General features: G+C 69.7%; 18 protein-coding genes. 3 read left to right on the plus strand and 15 right to left on the minus strand.

The window, feature by feature from the left end:
- The first annotated feature begins 3 nt into the window (after positions 1-3).
- The 3 genes from QCN29_RS00755 to QCN29_RS00765 all read left to right on the plus strand — a co-directional run bounded on the left by QCN29_RS00755 (position 4) and on the right by QCN29_RS00765 (position 3,923).
- The gene (locus QCN29_RS00755) at positions 4-1,224 is read left to right on the plus strand and encodes a sensor histidine kinase (protein WP_279925457.1); all 1,221 of its coding nucleotides are present in this window, start codon (positions 4-6) and stop codon (positions 1,222-1,224) included.
- Positions 1,221-1,877, plus strand: a complete 657-nt coding sequence (locus QCN29_RS00760) for a response regulator transcription factor (protein WP_279925458.1) — start codon at positions 1,221-1,223, stop codon at positions 1,875-1,877. Before QCN29_RS00755 ends, QCN29_RS00760 begins: the two co-directional genes overlap by 4 nt.
- A gap of 267 nt (positions 1,878-2,144) precedes the next feature.
- Entirely contained in the window at positions 2,145-3,923 is a 1,779-nt protein-coding gene (locus QCN29_RS00765) for a glycoside hydrolase family 18 chitinase (protein WP_279925656.1), read from the plus strand.
- 443 nt (positions 3,924-4,366) lie between these two features.
- On the opposite strand, the gene QCN29_RS00770 is transcribed toward QCN29_RS00765, so the two are convergent.
- The 15 genes from QCN29_RS00770 to prmC form a co-directional block, all read right to left on the minus strand.
- Complete coding sequence (locus QCN29_RS00770; RefSeq protein WP_279925459.1) at positions 4,367-4,819, minus strand: DUF2550 domain-containing protein; 453 nt, start codon at positions 4,817-4,819, stop codon at positions 4,367-4,369.
- A 148-nt stretch (positions 4,820-4,967) separates the two neighbouring features.
- Complete coding sequence (locus tag QCN29_RS00775; RefSeq protein WP_240135030.1) at positions 4,968-5,351, minus strand: F0F1 ATP synthase subunit epsilon; 384 nt, start codon at positions 5,349-5,351, stop codon at positions 4,968-4,970.
- A 126-nt stretch (positions 5,352-5,477) separates the two neighbouring features.
- Positions 5,478-6,920, minus strand: a complete 1,443-nt coding sequence (gene atpD, locus QCN29_RS00780; protein WP_279925460.1) for a F0F1 ATP synthase subunit beta — start codon at positions 6,918-6,920, stop codon at positions 5,478-5,480.
- The gene (locus QCN29_RS00785) at positions 6,921-7,841 is read right to left on the minus strand and encodes a F0F1 ATP synthase subunit gamma (protein ID WP_240135028.1); all 921 of its coding nucleotides are present in this window, start codon (positions 7,839-7,841) and stop codon (positions 6,921-6,923) included.
- Positions 7,842-7,861: 20 nt separating this feature from the next.
- Positions 7,862-9,460 carry a F0F1 ATP synthase subunit alpha gene (gene atpA / locus QCN29_RS00790; RefSeq protein WP_240135027.1) on the minus strand — a complete coding sequence of 533 codons (1,599 nt, stop codon included), beginning with the start codon at positions 9,458-9,460 and terminating at the stop codon, positions 7,862-7,864.
- Positions 9,461-9,590: 130 nt separating this feature from the next.
- The gene (locus QCN29_RS00795; RefSeq protein ID WP_279925461.1) at positions 9,591-10,406 is read right to left on the minus strand and encodes a F0F1 ATP synthase subunit delta; all 816 of its coding nucleotides are present in this window, start codon (positions 10,404-10,406) and stop codon (positions 9,591-9,593) included.
- Positions 10,403-10,951, minus strand: coding sequence for a F0F1 ATP synthase subunit B (locus QCN29_RS00800; RefSeq protein WP_240135025.1), 549 nt, complete (start codon positions 10,949-10,951; stop codon positions 10,403-10,405). Before QCN29_RS00800 ends, QCN29_RS00795 begins: the two co-directional genes overlap by 4 nt.
- 39 nt (positions 10,952-10,990) lie before the next feature.
- Positions 10,991-11,227 (minus strand): ATP synthase F0 subunit C, encoded by a 237-nt coding sequence (atpE, locus tag QCN29_RS00805; protein WP_017949948.1) that lies wholly within the window; start codon positions 11,225-11,227, stop codon positions 10,991-10,993.
- A 76-nt stretch (positions 11,228-11,303) separates the two neighbouring features.
- On the minus strand, positions 11,304-12,074 hold the full coding sequence (gene atpB, locus QCN29_RS00810; RefSeq protein WP_279925657.1) for a F0F1 ATP synthase subunit A: 771 nt from the start codon (positions 12,072-12,074) through the stop codon (positions 11,304-11,306).
- A 274-nt stretch (positions 12,075-12,348) separates the two neighbouring features.
- A complete protein-coding gene (locus tag QCN29_RS00815) occupies positions 12,349-12,789 on the minus strand; it encodes a hypothetical protein (protein WP_279925462.1) in 441 nt (146 codons plus the stop codon).
- Between the two features lie 284 nt (positions 12,790-13,073).
- Positions 13,074-14,447, minus strand: coding sequence for an MraY family glycosyltransferase (locus QCN29_RS00820; protein ID WP_398859070.1), 1,374 nt, complete (start codon positions 14,445-14,447; stop codon positions 13,074-13,076).
- Between the two features lie 94 nt (positions 14,448-14,541).
- The gene (locus tag QCN29_RS00825; protein WP_279925464.1) at positions 14,542-15,822 is read right to left on the minus strand and encodes a serine hydroxymethyltransferase; all 1,281 of its coding nucleotides are present in this window, start codon (positions 15,820-15,822) and stop codon (positions 14,542-14,544) included.
- Positions 15,823-16,414: 592 nt separating this feature from the next.
- The gene (locus tag QCN29_RS00830) at positions 16,415-17,062 is read right to left on the minus strand and encodes an arsenate reductase/protein-tyrosine-phosphatase family protein (RefSeq protein ID WP_279925465.1); all 648 of its coding nucleotides are present in this window, start codon (positions 17,060-17,062) and stop codon (positions 16,415-16,417) included.
- Positions 17,059-17,706, minus strand: a complete 648-nt coding sequence (locus QCN29_RS00835) for an L-threonylcarbamoyladenylate synthase (RefSeq protein WP_279925466.1) — start codon at positions 17,704-17,706, stop codon at positions 17,059-17,061. Before QCN29_RS00835 ends, QCN29_RS00830 begins: the two co-directional genes overlap by 4 nt.
- Positions 17,707-17,785: 79 nt before the next feature.
- Positions 17,786-18,631 carry a peptide chain release factor N(5)-glutamine methyltransferase gene (gene prmC / locus QCN29_RS00840; RefSeq protein WP_279925467.1) on the minus strand — a complete coding sequence of 282 codons (846 nt, stop codon included), beginning with the start codon at positions 18,629-18,631 and terminating at the stop codon, positions 17,786-17,788.
- Positions 18,632-18,641 lie beyond the last annotated feature (10 nt).

The following is an 18,641-nucleotide window of genomic DNA, read 5'->3' on the forward strand; positions in this document are numbered from 1 at the left end:
GCGGTGAGACTCCCCCGCCCCCACCGCCATGACGCGCTGATCGCGCTGACCGGTCTCGTCGGCGGTCTGGTCTTCTGGGCCCTCGGGCTGCACATGGCGCCCGTGGACGAGAGGCCGCTGAAGGGCGCCTGGGTGCTGCTGCCGCTCGCCGTCATGGCGGGCGCGGAGCTGTTCCGCAGAACCTGGCCGCAGACCGCCCTGGTGACCGGCACCGTGGCGATCGTGGCCGATCAGTTCACACAGAGCAATCTGGTCACCATCGTGATGTTCACGGACGTCATATACGCGGCAGTGCTCTATGGCACCCCGGCGGCCGCGCGGCGCATCCCCGTCAGCTGCGGGCTGATCACTGTGGCGGTGACCATCGGCTTTCTGGCCTGGTTCCGCACACCGGAAGCGCTGGTCATCGGCGTCGTCACCGGGCTGGTGTCGCTCGCCCCCGCCCTGACGGGGGTCGTGGTGCGCGACCACCGCGACGCCGCCGAGGCGGCCCGGCTGCGTGCCGAGCAGACCAAGCTGCTCGCGGAGGTCGACCGCACCCAGGCGGTGGTCGCCGAGCGTGCCCGGATGGCGCGCGAACTGCACGACATGGTCGCCAACCATCTCTCCGCGATCGCCATCCACTCCACGGCCGCGCTGTCCATCGGCGACCCCGGGACCAGCCATGAGGCGCTCTCCGTCATCCGGGAGAACAGCGTCGAGGGGCTGGCCGAGATGCGCCGGCTGATCGGGCTGCTACGCGACAGCGGCGGCACGGATCCGGCGGCCGCTTCCCCGGCAGCGGCCGCGCCGAGCCTCGCCGCCGTGGACGCGCTGATCGAGCAGGCCGAGGCCCATGGCGCACCTGCGGGGCTGCGTTTCGCCCTGCACGACGCCCGGGACGGGCAGGGCCCGCTGCCCGCGCCGGTGGAGCTCGCCGCATACAGGATCGTCCAGGAGTCGCTGACCAACGCCCTCAAGCACGCCTCGCCCGGCGAGGTCACGGTCACCCTCACCCAGAACGCGTGGGGCCTGACCGTCCTGGTGAACAGCCCGTACGAGAGGGGCGACGGCGCGAACGGTCCGCGCGCGCCGGGCTCCGGCGCAGGGCTGGTCGGCATGCGCGAACGGGCGACGCTGCTGGCGGGCCGCTTCGACTCGGGTCCGACGGCCGCGGCGGACGGCGGGAAGATCTGGCGGGTGCGGGCGGAGCTGCCCATGGACGAAGGGAAGAGCGTTCTATGACGATCCGGGTCGTGGTGGCGGAGGACCAGAGCGCCGTACGCGCCGGACTGGTGCTCATTCTGCGCAGCGCACCGGAGATCGAGGTCGTGGGCGAGGCGGCGGACGGCGAGGAGGCGGTGCGGCTCGCCCGTGAGCTGGGCCCCGATCTGGTGCTGATGGACATTCAGATGCCGCGTCTCGACGGGGTGTCGGCGACCGCCCTGATCGTCGGAGAGCGGCTGGCCGATGTGCTGGTGCTGACGACCTTTGATCTGGACGAGTATGTGTTCGGGGCCCTGCGTGCCGGGGCCGCGGGCTTTCTGCTGAAGAACACCGAGGCAAGGGATCTGCTGGAGGCGGTGCGCACGGTGGCGCGCGGCGAAGGCCTGATCGCCCCCGCCGTGACCCGGCGACTGATCGCGGAGTTCGCCGCCCCCACGGCCCCGAAGACAAAACCCGCGGACGCCCCCGGCCCCGGGGTGCTCGACGTGCTGACCCGGCGGGAGCGGGAGGTGCTGTCCTGCCTCGGCGAGGGCCTGTCCAACGCCGAGATCGCCGTACGCCTCTCGATGGCCGAGGCGACGGTCAAGACGCATGTCAGCCGGCTCCTGGGAAAGCTGGAGCTCCGCAGCCGGGTGCAAGCGGCGGTGCTGGCACAGGAGTTGGGTGTGTGAACCCGGCCGACGGAGACCTCCCCGGCTATGGTCTGGACCTATTGACGATTGGTCCAGACCTCCCTACTCTCACCGGACACACCCCGCGGTGAGCCCCGCAGGGTGCGCAGTGATGCACGGACACCCCCTTGAACGTCCGGACCTCGTTGAGGAGCACCTGTGAAACCGCACTCCCAGCACCCCCCGCACTCCCGGCACGGCGCCAGAGGCAGACGCCGCTCCCGGCTGATCGCCGGTCTCACCGCGCTGGCGCTGCCGCTCGCCGCCATGGTGGGCCTCGCCTCCCCCGCAGAAGCCGCGGCCTCCGCCACCGCCACATATGCCAAGACCCTGGACTGGGGCACGGGCTTCGAAGGCAAATGGACGGTGAAGAACACCGGCACCACGACCATCAACTCCTGGACGGTGGAGTGGGACTTCCCCTCCGGGACCTCCGTCACCACCGCCTGGGACGCCGACGTCACCAGCTCCGGCAACCACTGGACCGCCAAGAACAAGAGCTGGAACGGCACCCTCGCCCCCGGCGCCTCCGTCTCCTTCGGCTTCAACGGCGCGGGCCCCGGCTCGCCCACCAACTGCAAGCTGAACGGCGGCTCCTGCGACGGCGGCCCGAGCGAGCCCGGTGACAACCCGCCCTCCGCACCCGGCACGCCGAGCGCCTCCGGAATCACCGACACCTCGGTACAGCTGAGCTGGACCGCGGCCTCCGACGACAACGGCGTCAAGAACTACGACGTCCTGCGTGACGGCGCGGTCGTCGCCACCGTGGCCGCCACCTCCTACACGGACACCGGGCTGAGCGCCGGGACCGACTACTCCTACACCGTCCGGGCCCGTGACACCGCCGACCAGACCGGACCGGCCAGCGGCGCTCGCGCGGTCCGCACCACCGGCGGCGACCCGGGCCCCGGCCCCGGCCCGGGCCCGGGCGACACCGTCAAGCTGGGCTACTTCACCAACTGGGGCGTGTACCAGCGCAACTACCACGTCAAGAATCTGGTGACCTCCGGCTCCGCAGCCAAGATCACCCACATCAACTACGCCTTCGGCAACGTCCAGAACGGCCGCTGCACCATCGGCGACTCCTACGCCGACTACGACAAGGCCTACACCGCCGCACAGTCCGTCGACGGCGTCGCCGACACCTGGGACCAGCCGCTGCGCGGCAACTTCAACCAACTGCGCAAGCTCAAGGCCCAGTACCCGCACATCAAGGTGCTGTGGTCGTTCGGCGGCTGGACCTGGTCCGGCGGCTTCGGGCAGGCCATGCAGAACCCGGCCGCCTTCGCCGACTCCTGCTACCAGCTGGTCGAGGACCCGCGGTGGGCCGACGTCTTCGACGGCATCGACCTCGACTGGGAGTATCCGAACGCCTGCGGGCTGAGCTGCGACTCCAGCGGCCCGGCCGTGATGAGGACGATGATGCAGGCGTTCCGCAACCGCTTCGGCCCGGACAACCTGGTCACCGCAGCGATCACCGCCGACGCCTCCAGCGGAGGCAAGATCGACGCGGCGGACTACGCGGGCGCCGCACAGTACGCCGACTGGTACAACGTCATGACGTACGACTTCTTCGGCGCCTGGGCGGCCCAGGGGCCGACCGCCCCGCACTCCCCGCTGACCTCCTACCCGGGCATCCCGCAGGAGGGCTTCAACTCGGCGGCGGCCATCGCGAAGCTCAAAGCCAAGGGCGTCCCCGCGGAGAAGCTGCTGCTCGGCATCGGCTTCTACGGCCGCGGCTGGACCGGGGTGACCCAGTCGGCCCCGGGCGGCAGCGCGACCGGGCCGGCCTCGGGCACATACGAGCAGGGCATCGAGGACTACAAGGTGCTCAAGTCCCGCTGCCCGTCCAACGGCACGGTCGCAGGCACGGCGTACGCCCACTGCGGCAGCGAGTGGTGGAGCTACGACACCCCCGCGACCGTTGCCTCCAAGATGGGCTGGGCCAGGAACCAGGGCCTGGGAGGGGCGTTCTTCTGGGAGTTCAGCGGTGACACGGCCAACGGCGAGCTGGTGAGCGCGATCGACAGCGGCCTCGGCGGCTGAGCGCTCCGCGGGAAGTGACGCGATCGGCCGTCGGGAGTGTGCGGGCACCTCGCGGCCGGCCCCGCCCACGCGGCGCGGCCGCATATCGGCACGGCCCCGCGGCCCTTCGGGGCGACGCCGACCGCGCCGGACTTCCCCGGTCCCGCTGAGAACGCCTTCGTACACACGCCGTACGCCGAAGGGGCCCGGGAGACTCGCTCTCCCGGGCCCCCTCATGTCGTACGACGATCAGGCCGCACTCACCCTCCCCGAGACTTCGGCCGGGGGACCCCATCCGACGAGAAGGACCAGCTAGGCCAGATGACTCTCCCCCAGACTCCTCCCCCAGCTACCGCTGGGAGGTGCCCCCAGGGGCACCCCCAACCAACGAGCAGACTAATCAAGCCACATTGACTCTCCCCCAGACTCCGTCCGGGGGCACCCCCAACCAACGAGCAGACTAATCAAGCCACATTGACTCGTTGGCCCGGTGGGGCCGCCTCCAGCCAGGCCAGGAAGCCGGTGAGCGCGTCCTCGCTCATCGCCAGCTCAAGCCGGGTGTCATCGTGCCGACACTCCAGGACGACGGCGTCGGACAGCAGCGCCAGCTCCTCCTCACCCTCCGGGGTGCGGCGGGCGACGACCTCCACCGACGCCCGCTCCAGGAAGTGGCGGGGACGCGGCGCATACGAGAAGACCCTGAACCACTCCACGCGGTCGCCGCTGTAACGGGCCACCCCGTAGATCCAGCCCTTGCCGGAGGCATCGGGCTCTTCGGGAACGTTCCAGCGCAGGCTGCAGTCGAAGGTGCCGCCCGAACGCTGGATCAGCCGTCGGCGCAGTCCGAAGACGAACAGCCCGACCACCACCAGCGCGATGACCAGGCCGCCCACAAGCAGAGCGAGGAACATCTCCACCGACCTCCTCGCATCGTCCCGTACCTGCTATCCGTCTATGGAACACAGATACACGCTGTATCACGTGCATCTGCATCGCCTCAGCCGCGGCGCGGCCCGGAGAGTCCGGGCCGGCCGCGGCTGAGGGTCGAACCGTCGGCGGAGCGGCTCAGCGCACCGCCACCGCGCGCAGCCGGACCTCGGCGCGGCGCTCGGCGCCGGCGTCCGCGTCCGACTTGGCACGCTCCAGCGCACGCTCGGCGCGCTGGACATCGATCTCATCTGCCAGCTCGGCGATCTCGGCGAGCAGCGAGAGCTTGTCGTCCGCGAACGAGATGAAACCGCCGTGCACGGCGGCGACCACCGTGCCGGACCCGTCCGCGGAAGACGTACGAATGGTCACCGGGCCCGACTCCAGCACACCGAGCAGCGGCTGGTGACCGGGCATGACGCCGATGTCGCCGGACGTGGTGCGCGCGACGACCAGGGTGGCCTCGCCGGACCAGACACTGCGGTCCGCCGCTACCAGCTCGACGTGCAGCTCAGCAGCCAAGGTGGGCTCCTCGGGTCACCACCCGGCGGGTTGTGCCGGGTGTTGGACAAATTCTAGGGGGTTCTCGATGGGGCGTTGTGAAGGGGGGCGGGACGCGCCCGCCCCCCTTCACCAGTCACGGGGACTTCAGGAGACGCCCAGCTCCTTGGCGTTCTTCTTCAGGTCCTCGAGACCACCGCACATGAAGAAGGCCTGCTCGGGGAAGTGGTCGTACTCGCCGTCGCAGATCGCGTTGAACGCGGAGATCGACTCGTCGAGCGGCACGTCCGAGCCGTCCACACCGGTGAACTGCTTCGCCGCGTGGGTGTTCTGCGACAGGAAGCGCTCGACGCGACGGGCGCGGTGGACGACCAGCTTGTCCTCCTCGCTCAGCTCGTCGATGCCGAGGATCGCGATGATGTCCTGGAGGTCCTTGTACTTCTGCAGGATCCCCTTGACACGGCTGGCCGTCTCGTAGTGGTCCTGGGAGATGTAGCGCGGGTCCAGGATCCGGGACGTGGAGTCCAGCGGGTCCACGGCCGGGTAGATGCCCTTCTCGGAGATCGGACGGGAGAGCACCGTCGTCGCGTCGAGGTGGGCGAAGGTGGTGGCCGGGGCCGGGTCGGTCAGGTCGTCCGCGGGGACGTAGATCGCCTGCATCGAGGTGATCGAGTGACCGCGGGTCGAGGTGATGCGCTCCTGCAGCAGACCCATCTCGTCGGCCAGGTTCGGCTGGTAGCCCACCGCGGACGGCATACGGCCGAGCAGGGTGGACACCTCGGAGCCGGCCTGGGTGAACCGGAAGATGTTGTCGATGAAGAAGAGCACGTCCTGCTTCTGCACATCGCGGAAGTACTCCGCCATGGTCAGACCGGCCAGGGCGACACGGAGACGGGTGCCCGGGGGCTCGTCCATCTGGCCGAAGACCAGCGCGGTCTTGTCCAGAACGCCGGACTCCTCCATCTCCGCGATGAGGTCGTTGCCCTCACGGGTGCGCTCGCCGACGCCCGCGAAGACGGAGACGCCCTCGTGGAGGTTGGCGACACGCATGATCATTTCCTGGATCAGCACGGTCTTGCCGACGCCGGCGCCGCCGAACAGACCGATCTTGCCGCCCTTGACGTACGGGGTCAGCAGGTCGACGACCTTCAGGCCGGTCTCGAACATCTCGGTCTTGGACTCGAGCTGGTCGAAGTCGGGGGCCTTGCGGTGGATCGGCCAGCGCTCGCCGACGTTGGCGTTCTCCTCGGGGAGGTTCAGCACCTCGCCGAGGGTGTTGAACACCTTGCCCTTGGTGAAGTCGCCGACCGGGACGGTGATGCCCGTGCCGGTGTTGGTCACCGGGGCCTGGCGGACCAGACCGTCGGTGGGCTGCATGGAGATGGTGCGCACCAGGCCGTCGCCGAGGTGCTGGGCGACCTCGAGCGTCAGCTGCTTCTTGGTGCCCTCCTGCGCCGGGTCGTCGACCTCGACGTGCAGGGCGTTGTAGATCTCCGGCATCGCGTCGACGGGGAACTCCACGTCGACGACCGGGCCGATCACCCGGGCGACGCGGCCCGTGGCGGCGGCCGTCTCAACAGTGGTCGTCATTTACTTTTCACTCCCCGCGGTCGCGTCGGCCAGGGCGCTGGCGCCACCGACGATCTCGCTGATTTCCTGGGTGATTTCGGCCTGGCGGGCCGCGTTGGCAAGGCGGGAGAGCGTGTTGATCAGCTCGCCCGCGTTGTCGGTCGCCGACTTCATCGCCCGGCGGCGGGCCGCGTGCTCGGAAGCGGCGGCCTGCAGCAGGGCGTTGTAGATGCGGCTCTCGACATAGCGCGGCAGCAGGGCGTCGAGGACGTCCTCCGCCGACGGCTCGAAGTCGAACAGCGGCATGACCTCGCCGCCCTTCGCACCGCCCTGCAGGGCGGCCTCTTCAAGGCTGAGCGGCAGCATCCGGCGGTCGACGGGCGTCTGCGTCAGCATCGACACGAACTCCGTGAAGACGATGTGCAGCTCGTCGACGCCGCCCTCGGAGGTGTCCTGCTGAACCGCCTCGATGAGCGGCTCGGCCACCATCTTGGCGTGCTCGTAGCTCGGGCTGTCCGTGAACCCGGTCCACGACTCGGCGACCTTGCGCTCACGGAAGCCGTAGTAGGACACACCCTTGCGGCCGACGATGTACGTGTCGACCTCCTTGCCCTCGCCGCGAAGCCGCTCGGTGAGCCGGTCGGCCGCCTTGATGGCGTTGGAGGAGTAGCCGCCGGCCAGACCGCGGTCGCTCGTGACGAGCAGAACCGCGGCACGGGTCGGCTGGTCCGCCTCCGTGGTCAGCGGGTGCTTGGTGTTCGATCCGGTGGCCACCGCCGTGACCGCGCGGGTCAGCTCGGTCGCGTACGGCGTGGAGGCCGCCACCTTGCGCTGCGCCTTGACGATGCGCGAGGCGGCGATCATCTCCATCGCCTTGGTGATCTTCTTCGTCGCGGTGACGGACCGGATGCGACGCTTGTAGACCCGGAGCTGCGCTCCCATGAGTCAGGTCCCTTCCGTCGTCACTTGGAGGCGTTGACGGCCGCCGGAGCGTCCTCGCCGAGCAGCTTGCCGTCGGAGGTCTCGAACTGCTTCTTGAAGGCGGCGATGGAGTCCGCGACCTTGGTCAGCGTGTCGTCCGACATCTTCCCGCCCTCGCGGATGGAGGTCATCAGCGTGCCCTCCTCGCGGTGGAGGTAGTCCAGCAGCTCGCGCTCGAAGCGGCGGATGTCCTGCACCGGGACGTCGTCCATCTTGCCGGTGGTGCCGGCCCACACGGAGACGACCTGGTTCTCGGTCGGCATGGGGTCGTACTGCGGCTGCTTGAGCAGCTCGACCATGCGCTTGCCGCGCTCCAGGGCGGACTTCGAGGCGGCGTCCAGGTCGGAACCGAAGGCGGCGAACGCCTCCAGCTCGCGGTACTGGGCCAGGTCCACACGCAGTCGGCCGGAGACCTGCTTCATGGCCTTGTGCTGGGCGGAGCCACCGACTCGGGAGACGGAGATGCCGACGTTCAGAGCCGGGCGCTGACCGGCGTTGAACAGGTCGGACTCCAGGAAGCACTGGCCGTCGGTGATGGAGATGACGTTGGTCGGAATGAACGCCGACACGTCGTTCGCCTTGGTCTCGACGATCGGCAGACCCGTCATCGAACCGGCGCCCATCTCGTCGGAGAGCTTCGCGCAGCGCTCCAGCAGACGGGAGTGCAGGTAGAAGACGTCACCCGGGTAGGCCTCACGGCCCGGCGGGCGGCGCAGCAGCAGCGACACGGCGCGGTAGGCGTCGGCCTGCTTCGACAGGTCGTCGAAGACGATCAGGACGTGCTTGCCCTCGTACATCCACTGCTGGCCGATGGCCGAGCCGGTGTAGGGGGCGAGGTACTTGAAGCCGGCCGGGTCGGACGCCGGGGCGGCGACGATCGTCGTGTACTCCAGGGCGCCGGCCTCCTCCAGCGCGCCGCGCACGGACGCGATGGTGGAGCCCTTCTGGCCGATGGCGACGTAGATGCAGCGGACCTGCTTCTTCGGGTCGCCCGAGCGCCAGTTGTCGCGCTGGTTGATGATCGTGTCGACGGCGAGGGCGGTCTTGCCGGTCTGCCGGTCGCCGATGACCAGCTGACGCTGGCCGCGGCCGATCGGGGTCATGGCGTCGACGGCCTTGTAGCCGGTCTCCATCGGCTCGTGCACCGACTTGCGCTGCATGACCGTGGGGGCCTGCAGCTCGAGGGCGCGGCGACCCGAGGTCTCGATCTCGCCGAGGCCGTCGATCGGGTTGCCGAGCGGGTCGACGACACGGCCGAGGTAGCCCTCGCCGACCGCGACGGACAGGACCTCGCCGGTGCGGGAGACCGACTGGCCCTCCTCGATGCCGCTGAACTCACCGAGGACGATGGCACCGATCTCGCGGTCCTCGAGGTTGAGGGCGAGGCCGAGGGTGCCGTCCTCGAACTTCAGCAGCTCGTTTGCCATGGCCGAGGGAAGGCCCTCGACCTTCGCGATGCCGTCGCCGGCAAGGCTGACCGTACCGACCTCCTCGCGCGAGGCCGCGTCCGGCTTGTACGCCTGGACAAAGTTCTCCAGCGCGTCCCGGATCTCCTCCGGCCGGATCGTGAGCTCCGCCATCTGGGTTCCCTGCTCTCCTTGTTGGGCCCGAAGTTTCTTTGGGGGTCTGGGGGCGGCCCCCAGGAATCTTCTGCAATCTCTGCACGGCCCAACCGGGCCGCTAGCTGATGCTTGTTGAGTTGGTGGCTGATCAGCCGGCCATCCGGCGGGCCGCCTCGTCGAGACGCTCCGCGATGGTGCCGTTGATCTCCTCGTCGCCGACTCGCACCGAGATCCCGCCGAGGACCTCGGGGTCCACGTCGAGGTTGAGGTGCATCTGGCGGCCGTACAGCTTCGCCAGCGCGGCGCCGAGGCGCTGCTTCTGCGTCTCGCTCAGCGGAACCGCCGTGGTGACGACCGCGACCATACGGTCACGGCGCGCCGCGGCCAGCTTGGACAGGGACTCCAGTCCCGTCTCCAGGCTACGTCCTCGCGGAGCGGTCACCAGGCGGACAACCAGCCGCTCGGTGGCCGGATCGGCCTTGCCGCCGAGCAGGCTGCGCAGCAGCTCGCCCTTGGCGGACGCCGTGGCGGCACGGTCCGTGAGCGCGGCACGCAGCTCGGTGCTGGACTGGACGACGCGGCCGAACCGGAACAGCTCGTCCTCGACGCCGTCCAGGGCGCCGGCCCGCTGCGCCGCGGTGAGGTCGGCGGTGTTCGCCAGCTCCTCGACCGCGTCGACCAAGTCACGCGAGGCGGACCAGCGGGAGCGGACCATGCCGGAGACCAGGTCGACGGCCTCGCCGCCCACCTGACCGGTCAGCAGCCGCCCGGCCAGCTCGGCCTTGGCCTCGCCGGCCTGCGCCGGGTCGGTCAGGACCCGACGCAGCGACACCTCGCGGTCGAGCAGCGCGGTGACGGCGGCCAGCTCCTCGGCGAGCCTCGCGGCGTCGACCGAGGTGTTGTCGGTCAGCGCGTCGAGGCGCTCACGTGCGGCAGCCAGTGCCTCGCGGCTCGCTCCGTTCATCGGGCGGCCTCGGCCTTCTCCTCGAGGTCATCGAGGAAACGGTCGATCGTGCGGCTCTGCCGGGCGTGGTCCTCCAGGGACTCGCCGACGAGCTTGCCGGCCAGGGCGGTGGCGAGCTGGCCCACGTCCTGGCGCAGCGCCGCGGCCGCGGCCTTGCGGTCGGCCTCGATCTGGGCGTGACCGGCCGCGATGATCTCCTCACGCTGCCGCTGGCCTTCCGCCTTCATCTCCTGGATGATCGCGGTGCCCTGCTCGGTCGCCTCCTGGCGGAGACGCGCGGCCTCGTGGCGGGCCTCGGCGAGCTGAGCCTTGTACTGCTCGAGCACGCTCTCGGCTTCGATCTTGGCCGCCTCGGCCTTCTCCATGCCGCCTTCGATGGCCTCGCGGCGCTCTTCCAGAACCCGGTTGATGTTCGGGAGGAGCTTCTTGGCGAGGAAGAAGAAGACGATGGCGAAGGCGATCGTGCCGACGAGCAGCTCGGGGCCCGGAGGAACGAGCGGGCTCTGCTCCTCCTCGGCCGCCAGCTGAACGAGGTTGGCGATCACATCAATGCCTTTCGTCGAAAAGTGCCGGGTAGCTGTTAATTAGCGACCGAACACGAACGGCATAACGATGCCGATGAGGGCGAGCGCCTCACAGAAGGCGAAGCCGAGGATCTGGTTGGCACGGATCAGGCCGGCAGCCTCGGGCTGGCGGGCCAGGGCCTGGGTGCCGTTACCGAAGACGATGCCGACGCCGATGCCGGGGCCGATGGCGGCGAGGCCGTAGCCGATGGAGCCGAGCGAACCGGTGACGGCGGCGAGGGTCTCAGTGGCAGCCATGCTGATTCTTCCTTTTCTTTACGGACCGGTGGGGGTTGGCCACCGGACGTTTCTGGGTGTTGCGGGCGGGATTGGCTCAGTGGCTCTCGGAGAGAGCGCCCTGAATGTAGGAGCAGGCCAGCAGAACGAAGACGTACGCCTGGACGGCCTGGACGAAGAGCTCGAAGACGATCATGGCCATCGTCATCGCGAACGAGACGCCGGCGGCCGGGATCATGTAGCTGTTCAGCAGGTACCAGGAGGCGACGGTGAACATCACCAGCATCAGGTGACCGGCGAACATGTTGGCGAAGAGCCGCACCGCGTGGGTGAAGGGGCGGACCAGCAGGTTCGAGAAGAACTCGATGACCACCACAAGCGGAAGAACCGGGCCGAGCTGCTTGTCGTAACCGGTGATGTTCTTCCAGCCGCCGACGAACCCGTGGCGCTTGAAGGTCAGCGACACCCAGATCACATAGACGATCAGCGCGAGGACGATCGGGTACGCGATGATCGAGGAGACGGGGAACTGGGCCAGCGGGATCACGGACCAGATGTTCATGATCCAGACGAAGAAGAAGATGGAGACCATGAGCGGGACGTACTTCTCGCCCTCACGCTTTCCGATGGTCTCGTAGACGATCCCGCGGCGCACAAAGTCGTAACCGGCCTCGCCGATCATCTGCACCTTGCCGGGAACCACCTTCGCCTTGCCGAATGCCGCCCAGAAGAAGGCGACCACAAGGACGGAGGTGACCAGGGCAAGCAGCATCACCTTGTTGAACTCGTAGCCGCCGACGGTGAAGAGGGGCTGGAAGAGGAAGGAATGCAAGCCCGGCGCCGGAAAACCACAGCCGTTGTCGGCCATGATGCGGCAGCTCCAGTCAAAGGCGAGCGTGGTCTGTTCAGCACTCACCGCGGGCTCCTTCGGCGTGACGCATGGGTTCGGCAACCTCGGTTTGTCGGCGCGGCGCGCAGCCGCGAGTCGGCACCGGACTGGTGTTTCGGATGTGGGAGCGGCGATCAGGCATCGAGGCCTCGCGATCGAACAGGCGTCAGCTCAGATGCCCGCGCCCGCAGTGCCGCAGTTGGCACCGGACGATAGCAGGATCTCGAACGAGCACTTATCCCGGCCCTACCTGTCACGACGACAGGCCTGTCTTCTCACCGGCACGGGGCGCGGAGGGTTCGGGTTCGACGTAGAGAATCTTGGCCTTCATATAGGCACGGGCCTGGGCCGCCACCCAAGCGAGCGTCGCAGCGACGATCGTTGCGGCAAAGACCTTGGGATCGAAGAGGGTCGTGTCCTTGAAGACGGCGACGAAGACGAACAGCAGCAGAAGCTGTGTCGTGTAGAGCATCAGCCCCATCGCCTGGAAAAGCTGGGGGAAGTTCTTGGCGGTCCGCTGGAGGACGACGAGCCCGATCCCCATGAAGACGATGACCACCAGCGCCCCGACGACCGCTCCGAGCGCTCCCTTGCCCCCCGCGACCACCCCGCCGACGACGGCTGCGACCGCGCCGACGGCAGCGGTGGGTAGGACGGTGTGCAGGAGAGTCCGGGCGTCTTGGGACGTCGGCATGGCGGCAGCTCCGCATACTGGTGGGGGCAGTGGTGTCGTCATGGACGAGCGTAGATCCGGTCCGAGGCAGATCTCGGGGCCAGTGGACCGTCGCACTGCGGTCCCTCGGCGCTGTCTCCGGTTCTCGTGAACGGTATCACAAACTATTTGATGAGGTCTTTACCCACTGGGTGTGCCGACTGTCACACATGAGAGTTAACCCGCCCGTGTGTGCATGACGTTGGGTGCCTATGTCTGGTATAGGCGCTCATAGCGGGACACGCTGCCGGAGGACCTCCCAGCCGTCAGCCGCGAGTTTCGGCCTTCCGCCGATCCGGGAAGCGCGAACGGGGGCCGATGGCGGTCGCTCCGTTGACGCCCGAGACGCCGACGGCCACCGGGACGCGCTCCTCGTCCTCGTCCCGGGCGTCCGAAGCGGCGTCGGCCGTGGCCTCGCAGGGCATCGAGGGCGCGGGCGGCGTCTGCGCGGCAAGGGCCCGGCGACGGCGGTAGCGCGGGGGGACGAAGGCTTCCGCCCAGCGCGGCGCACGCGGGGTGAAGCGCGGAAGCAGCAGCAGGACCAGGCCCACCGCGCTCAGCGCGACGACGACCAGCACGATCCACATCGACGCCGAGTGCACCGAGTACGCCACGACCCCGAAGGCGATCAGCGCCGACCAGAAGTACATGATCAGAACGGCCCGGCTGTGCGAGTGGCCGATCTCCAGCAGCCGGTGGTGCAGATGGCCGCGGTCCGCGGCAAACGGCGACTGGCCCTTCCAGGTGCGGCGCACGATCGCCAGCACCAGGTCGGCCACCGGGATGGCGATGATGGTCAGCGGCAGCAGCAGCGGGATGAAGACCGGCAGCGCCGCGTGAGTCGCCTCCCGGGTGCCGCCCTCGAAGATCTTCAGCGCATCCGGGTCCACCTGTCCCGTCACCGAGATCGCGGCCGCCGCAAGCACCAGGCCGATCAGCATCGAGCCGGAGTCGCCCATGAAGATCCGGGCGGGGTGCATGTTGTGCGGCAGGAAGCCCAGGCACATGCCCATCAGGATCGCCGTGAACAGCGTCGCGGGCGCGGCCGCCTCGATCATGTACCCGAACCAGATCCGGTACGAGTAGAGGAAGAACGCGGCCGCGGCGATGCACACCATGCCGGCCGCCAGGCCGTCCAGACCGTCCACGAAGTTGACCGCGTTGATGGTGATGACCACCAGGGCCACGGTCAGCAGCGTGCCCTGCCACTGCGTCAGGGAGACCGTGCCGACACCCGGGATCGGCAGCCACAGGATCGTAAGGCCCTGCATCACCATCACACCCGCGGCGATCATCTGTCCGCCGAGCTTGATCAGCGCGTCGATCTCGAACTTGTCGTCGAGGACGCCGATGATCCAGATCAGGGCCGCGCCGGAGAGCAGCGCACGCGGCTCGTTGGACAGCTCGAACACGCTGTTCAGGTTCTGCAGATGGTCCGCGACGAGCAGCCCCGCGCACAGGCCGAAGAACATGGCGATCCCGCCGAGCCGGGGCGTGGGCTCCCGGTGGACGTCCCGCGCGCGGATCTCCGGCATCGCACCGGTGGCGATGGCGAACTTGCGCACCGGCCCGGTGAGCAGATACGTCACCGCGGCCGTGACACACAGTGTCAGCAGGTAATCACGCACGGGCTGCCCCACAGGAATCGCTGGCCATCTCAGCCCCACACCCTAGCTCTGGTCGCCGCATGGATGAGGACAACCGGGACCAGCGCGGTGGTTGCACCGCCACCGGCTACCCCGGATAGGGGGGAAATCTACCGGCCAGCTCGCGGACTTCCGCACGCACCTTTCCGATCAACTCCCCGCCCTCTTCGGCCCCGTCCCTGACGGCCTTGGCGAACAACGTGGCGATACGCCCCATTTCAGCCTCCCCCATGCCCTGCGTCGTCACCGCGGCCGTGCCCAGACGGATGCCGCGCCCGTCCCCGTAAGGCAGGGCGCAGGTGTCGAGCACCAGACCGGCCGCAGCGAGCCGGCCGCGGGCGCTCCTGCCGTCCACGCCGAGCGGAGCCGGGTCGACGCCGATGAGATGGGTGTCCGTGCCGCCGGTCAGGACCTCCAAGCCCTCCGCGGCGAGCGCATCGGCAAGCACGCGCGCATTGGCGACCACCTGATGGGCGTACTCCCCGAACGCGGGTGTCGCCGCCTCCCCGAAGGCGACGGCCTTCGCCGCGATCGTGTGCATCTGCGCACCGCCCTGGCTGAAGGGGAAGACCGCCCGGTCGATGCGCTCCGCGAGATCCGCCCCGCACAGGATCATTCCGCCGCGCGGTCCGCGCAGCACCTTGTGCGTGGTGGCGCACACGACGTCCGCGTACGGGACCGGGCTCGGGGCCGCGCCGCCCGCCACCAACCCGATGGGATGGGCCGCGTCCGCGATCAGACAGGCCCCCACCTCGTCCGCGATCTCCCGGAAGACGGCGTAGTCGGGGTGGCGGGGGTAGGAGATCGAGCCGCAGACGATGGCCTTCGGCCGGTCGCGGTGGGCCAGTGCGTCGACTTCGTCGTAGTTGATGAGACCGCTCTCGGCGTCGACGCCGTACCCGACGAAGTCGAACCAGCGGCCGGAGAAGTTGGACGGCGAGCCATGGGTGAGATGCCCGCCGTACGCCAGTCCCATGGCGAGCACGGTGTCACCGGGCCGCAGCAGGGCGGCGTAGGCCGCGAGGACGGCGGAGGAGCCGGAGTGCGGCTGCACATTGGCATGCTCGGCCCCGAAGAGGTCCTTGACCCGCTCGACGGCGATCCGCTCGGCCGCGTCGACCAGCTCGCAGCCGCCGTGGTGGCGGGCCCCGGGGTAGCCCTCGGCGTACTTGTTCGCCAGCGGCGAGCCGAGCGCGGCCAGCACGGCGGGCGAGGTGAAGTTCTCCGCGGCGATGAGCTGGAGCCCTTCCGCCTGCCGGGCCGTCTCGCCGAGGATCACCTCGGCGATCCTCGGGTCCTGCCGGCGCAGCGCCTCGAAATCCGCGGGGGCGGGGGCGGGGGCGGCGGTTGCCGCGGCGGTCACCGGCATGGCGGGGCTCCCGGCGTGGACGGTGCGGTTCCGGCCTCTCCAATGTAGGCCGAGGGGGCGGGGGCCGCCTGGTGTCGGCCGGGGGGTGTTTTCCCCTCCCCGCCCCTTCCCGTAACTGGGGGCAAGCCCCCAGACCCCCCTTCCGGGGAGGGCTGCGGGCTGCCGCCCCGCGCCCCCTGTACGGCCTTCGGCCGTGTCCTCAATCGCCGGACGGGCTGGAAAATCCAGCCCCGCCGACGATTGAAGGGCAGGAGCCAGAAACCCAGCCCCGCCGCAATCGAGGCGCAAGGGGTTCGGGGGCGGAGCCCCGCCGGCGATTGCGGCGCAAGGGCCAGAAACCGAGCCCCGCCGGCGATCGAGGCGCAAGGACCCGCACCACCCAGCCCCGCCGGCGCCTGAGGCGCAAGGACCCGCACCACCCAGCCCCGCCGGCGATTGCGGCGCAAGGGCCAGAAACCGAGCCCCGCCGGCGATTGAGGCGCAAGGACCCGCACCACCCAGCCCCGCCGGCGCCTGATGCGCAGGACCCGCACCACCCAGCCCCGCCGGCGATTGAGGCGCAAGGGGTTCAGGGGCGGAGCCCCGGAGAGGGTCAGCCCCGCCCCGCGACCCCCGTCAGCGCCGTCACCACCGGATCCAACGCCTGCTGAATCTCGTCGCCGATCGAACGGAAGAACGTGATCGGCGCACCGTAGGGATCGTGGACCTCGTCCGCGTCGGGGTTCGGCGCCAGCAGCCACCCCCGTAGCGCCGCCGCGGCCTGCACCAGGGACCTGGCGCGCTGGACGACGCCGTCGCGGGGGTCGGGGAGGGTGGCGGGGTCTATGGCCCGGACCAGCCGGGTGAACTCCTTCAGCGTGAAGGTGCGCAGTCCCGCGGAGTGCCCCATGGAGATGACCTGCGCCCGGTGGTCCCTCGTCGCGGTGAGGACGAGATCCGCGCGGATCACATGCTCGTCCAGCAGCTCCCGCCCCGTGAACCCGCTCGCATCCGCCCCGAAGTCCGCGAGCACGATTTCCGCGTTGGCCTCCATCGGGGCCCCCTCGTGCCCCCAGGTACCCGCGCTCTCCACGATCAGGCCGCCGGTCAGGCGGTCGCCGAGGCGGTTGCTCAGGGCATGCCGCGTCAGCCGCTCGGTGATCGGCGAGCGGCACACATTGCCGGTGCTGACGTGGAGGATTCTGAACGTGTCGCCCGTGGCGACCGCCGCACCTATGCCACGCCCCTCAGGGGCGGTCAATTCGCCACCTCGAGGTCGGGTACGACCTTGCGCAGCTCCTCCGGGGTCAGCGCGCCCTCACGCAGCAGCACCGGGACGTCCCCCGTCACATCGACGATCGAGGACGGCACGATGCCGGGCGTCGGGCCGCCGTCGAGGTACACGGACACGGAGTCGCCGAGCATCTCCTGGGCCGAGTCGCAGTCCTCGGGCGCCGGGTGCCCGGTGAGATTCGCGGAGGAGACGGCCATCGGGCCCACCTCGGTGAGCAGTTCGATGGCGACCGGGTGCAGCGGCATGCGGATGGCCACGGTGCCGCGGGTGTCGCCGAGGTCCCACTGGAGGGACGGCTGGTGCCGGGCGACCAGCGTCAGCGCACCCGGCCAGAAGGCGTCGACCAGTTCCCATGCCTTCTCGGAGAAGTCGGTGACCAGCCCGTGCAGGGTGTTCGGCGAACCGATCAGCACGGGGGTGGGCATGTTGCGCCCGCGGCCCTTGGCGTCCAGCAGATCGGCCACGCCCTCCGAGCTGAAGGCGTCCGCACCGATCCCGTACACGGTGTCGGTGGGCAGCACGACCAGCTCGCCGCGCCGTACGGCCGACGCGGCCTCGCGCAGGCCGGTGGCGCGGTCGGTCGCGTCGTTGCAGTCGTATCGCCGAGCCATCAGCCGGCCCTCCTCATGTCGTTCGCATCGGTCATGGCGGTCAAAGGGGAAGCGGGGCGCGTCAGGGTCGCGGACGCGGTCACGGCGTGGCCTTGCGGGCCGTCGCGAACCGCGGCCGGTTGTTGAGGTCCGGGTGGTCCGCCGCATCCGCCCAGCCGCTCTCCTCACTGAAGATCCACGGCACCTGGCCGCCCTGGGTGTCCGCGTGCTCGACGACCACCAGGCCGCCCGGGCGCAGCAGCCGGTGGGCGGTGCGTTCCAGGCCCCGGATGACGTCGAGCCCGTCCTCTCCGGAGAACAGCGCCATCTGCGGGTCGTGGTCACGTGCCTCGGGGGCGACATACTCCCACTCTGTGAGCGGAATGTACGGCGGATTGGAGATGACGAGGTCGACCTGCCCGTCCAGTTCCGGCAGCGCGGCCAGGGCGTCGCCGTGGTGGACGGTGACGCGGGAGCCTTCGGTGTTCTTGCGAGCCCACCTCAGCGCGTCCTCGGACAGTTCCACGGCGTGCACGCGCGAGCGCGGCACCTCCTGCGCCATGGCGAGCGCGATCGCGCCGGAGCCGGTGCAGAGGTCGACGATCAGCGGTTCGACGACGTCCATGGCGCGTACGGCCTGTATGGCCCAGTCGACGACGGCCTCGGTCTCCGGCCGCGGCACGAAGACCCCGGGGCCGACCTGGAGCTCCAGATAGCGGAAGAAGGCGCGGCCGGTGATGTGCTGGAGGGGTTCACGGGCCTCGCGGCGGGCGACGGCCTCCCAGTAGCGGGCGTCAAAGTCCGCGTCCTTGACGCTGTGCAGTTCTCCTCGTTTCACACCGTGCACGAACGCGGCGAGCTCCTCCGCGTCGAAACGCGGCGAGGGCACGCCGGCGTCGGCCAGCCGCTGGGTGGCCTGGGCCACCTCGGCGAGCAGCAGGTTCACGCTGTTCCCT

This window comes from Streptomyces chengmaiensis, from assembly GCF_029846775.1.
Lineage (GTDB): Bacteria > Actinomycetota > Actinomycetes > Streptomycetales > Streptomycetaceae > Streptomyces > Streptomyces chengmaiensis.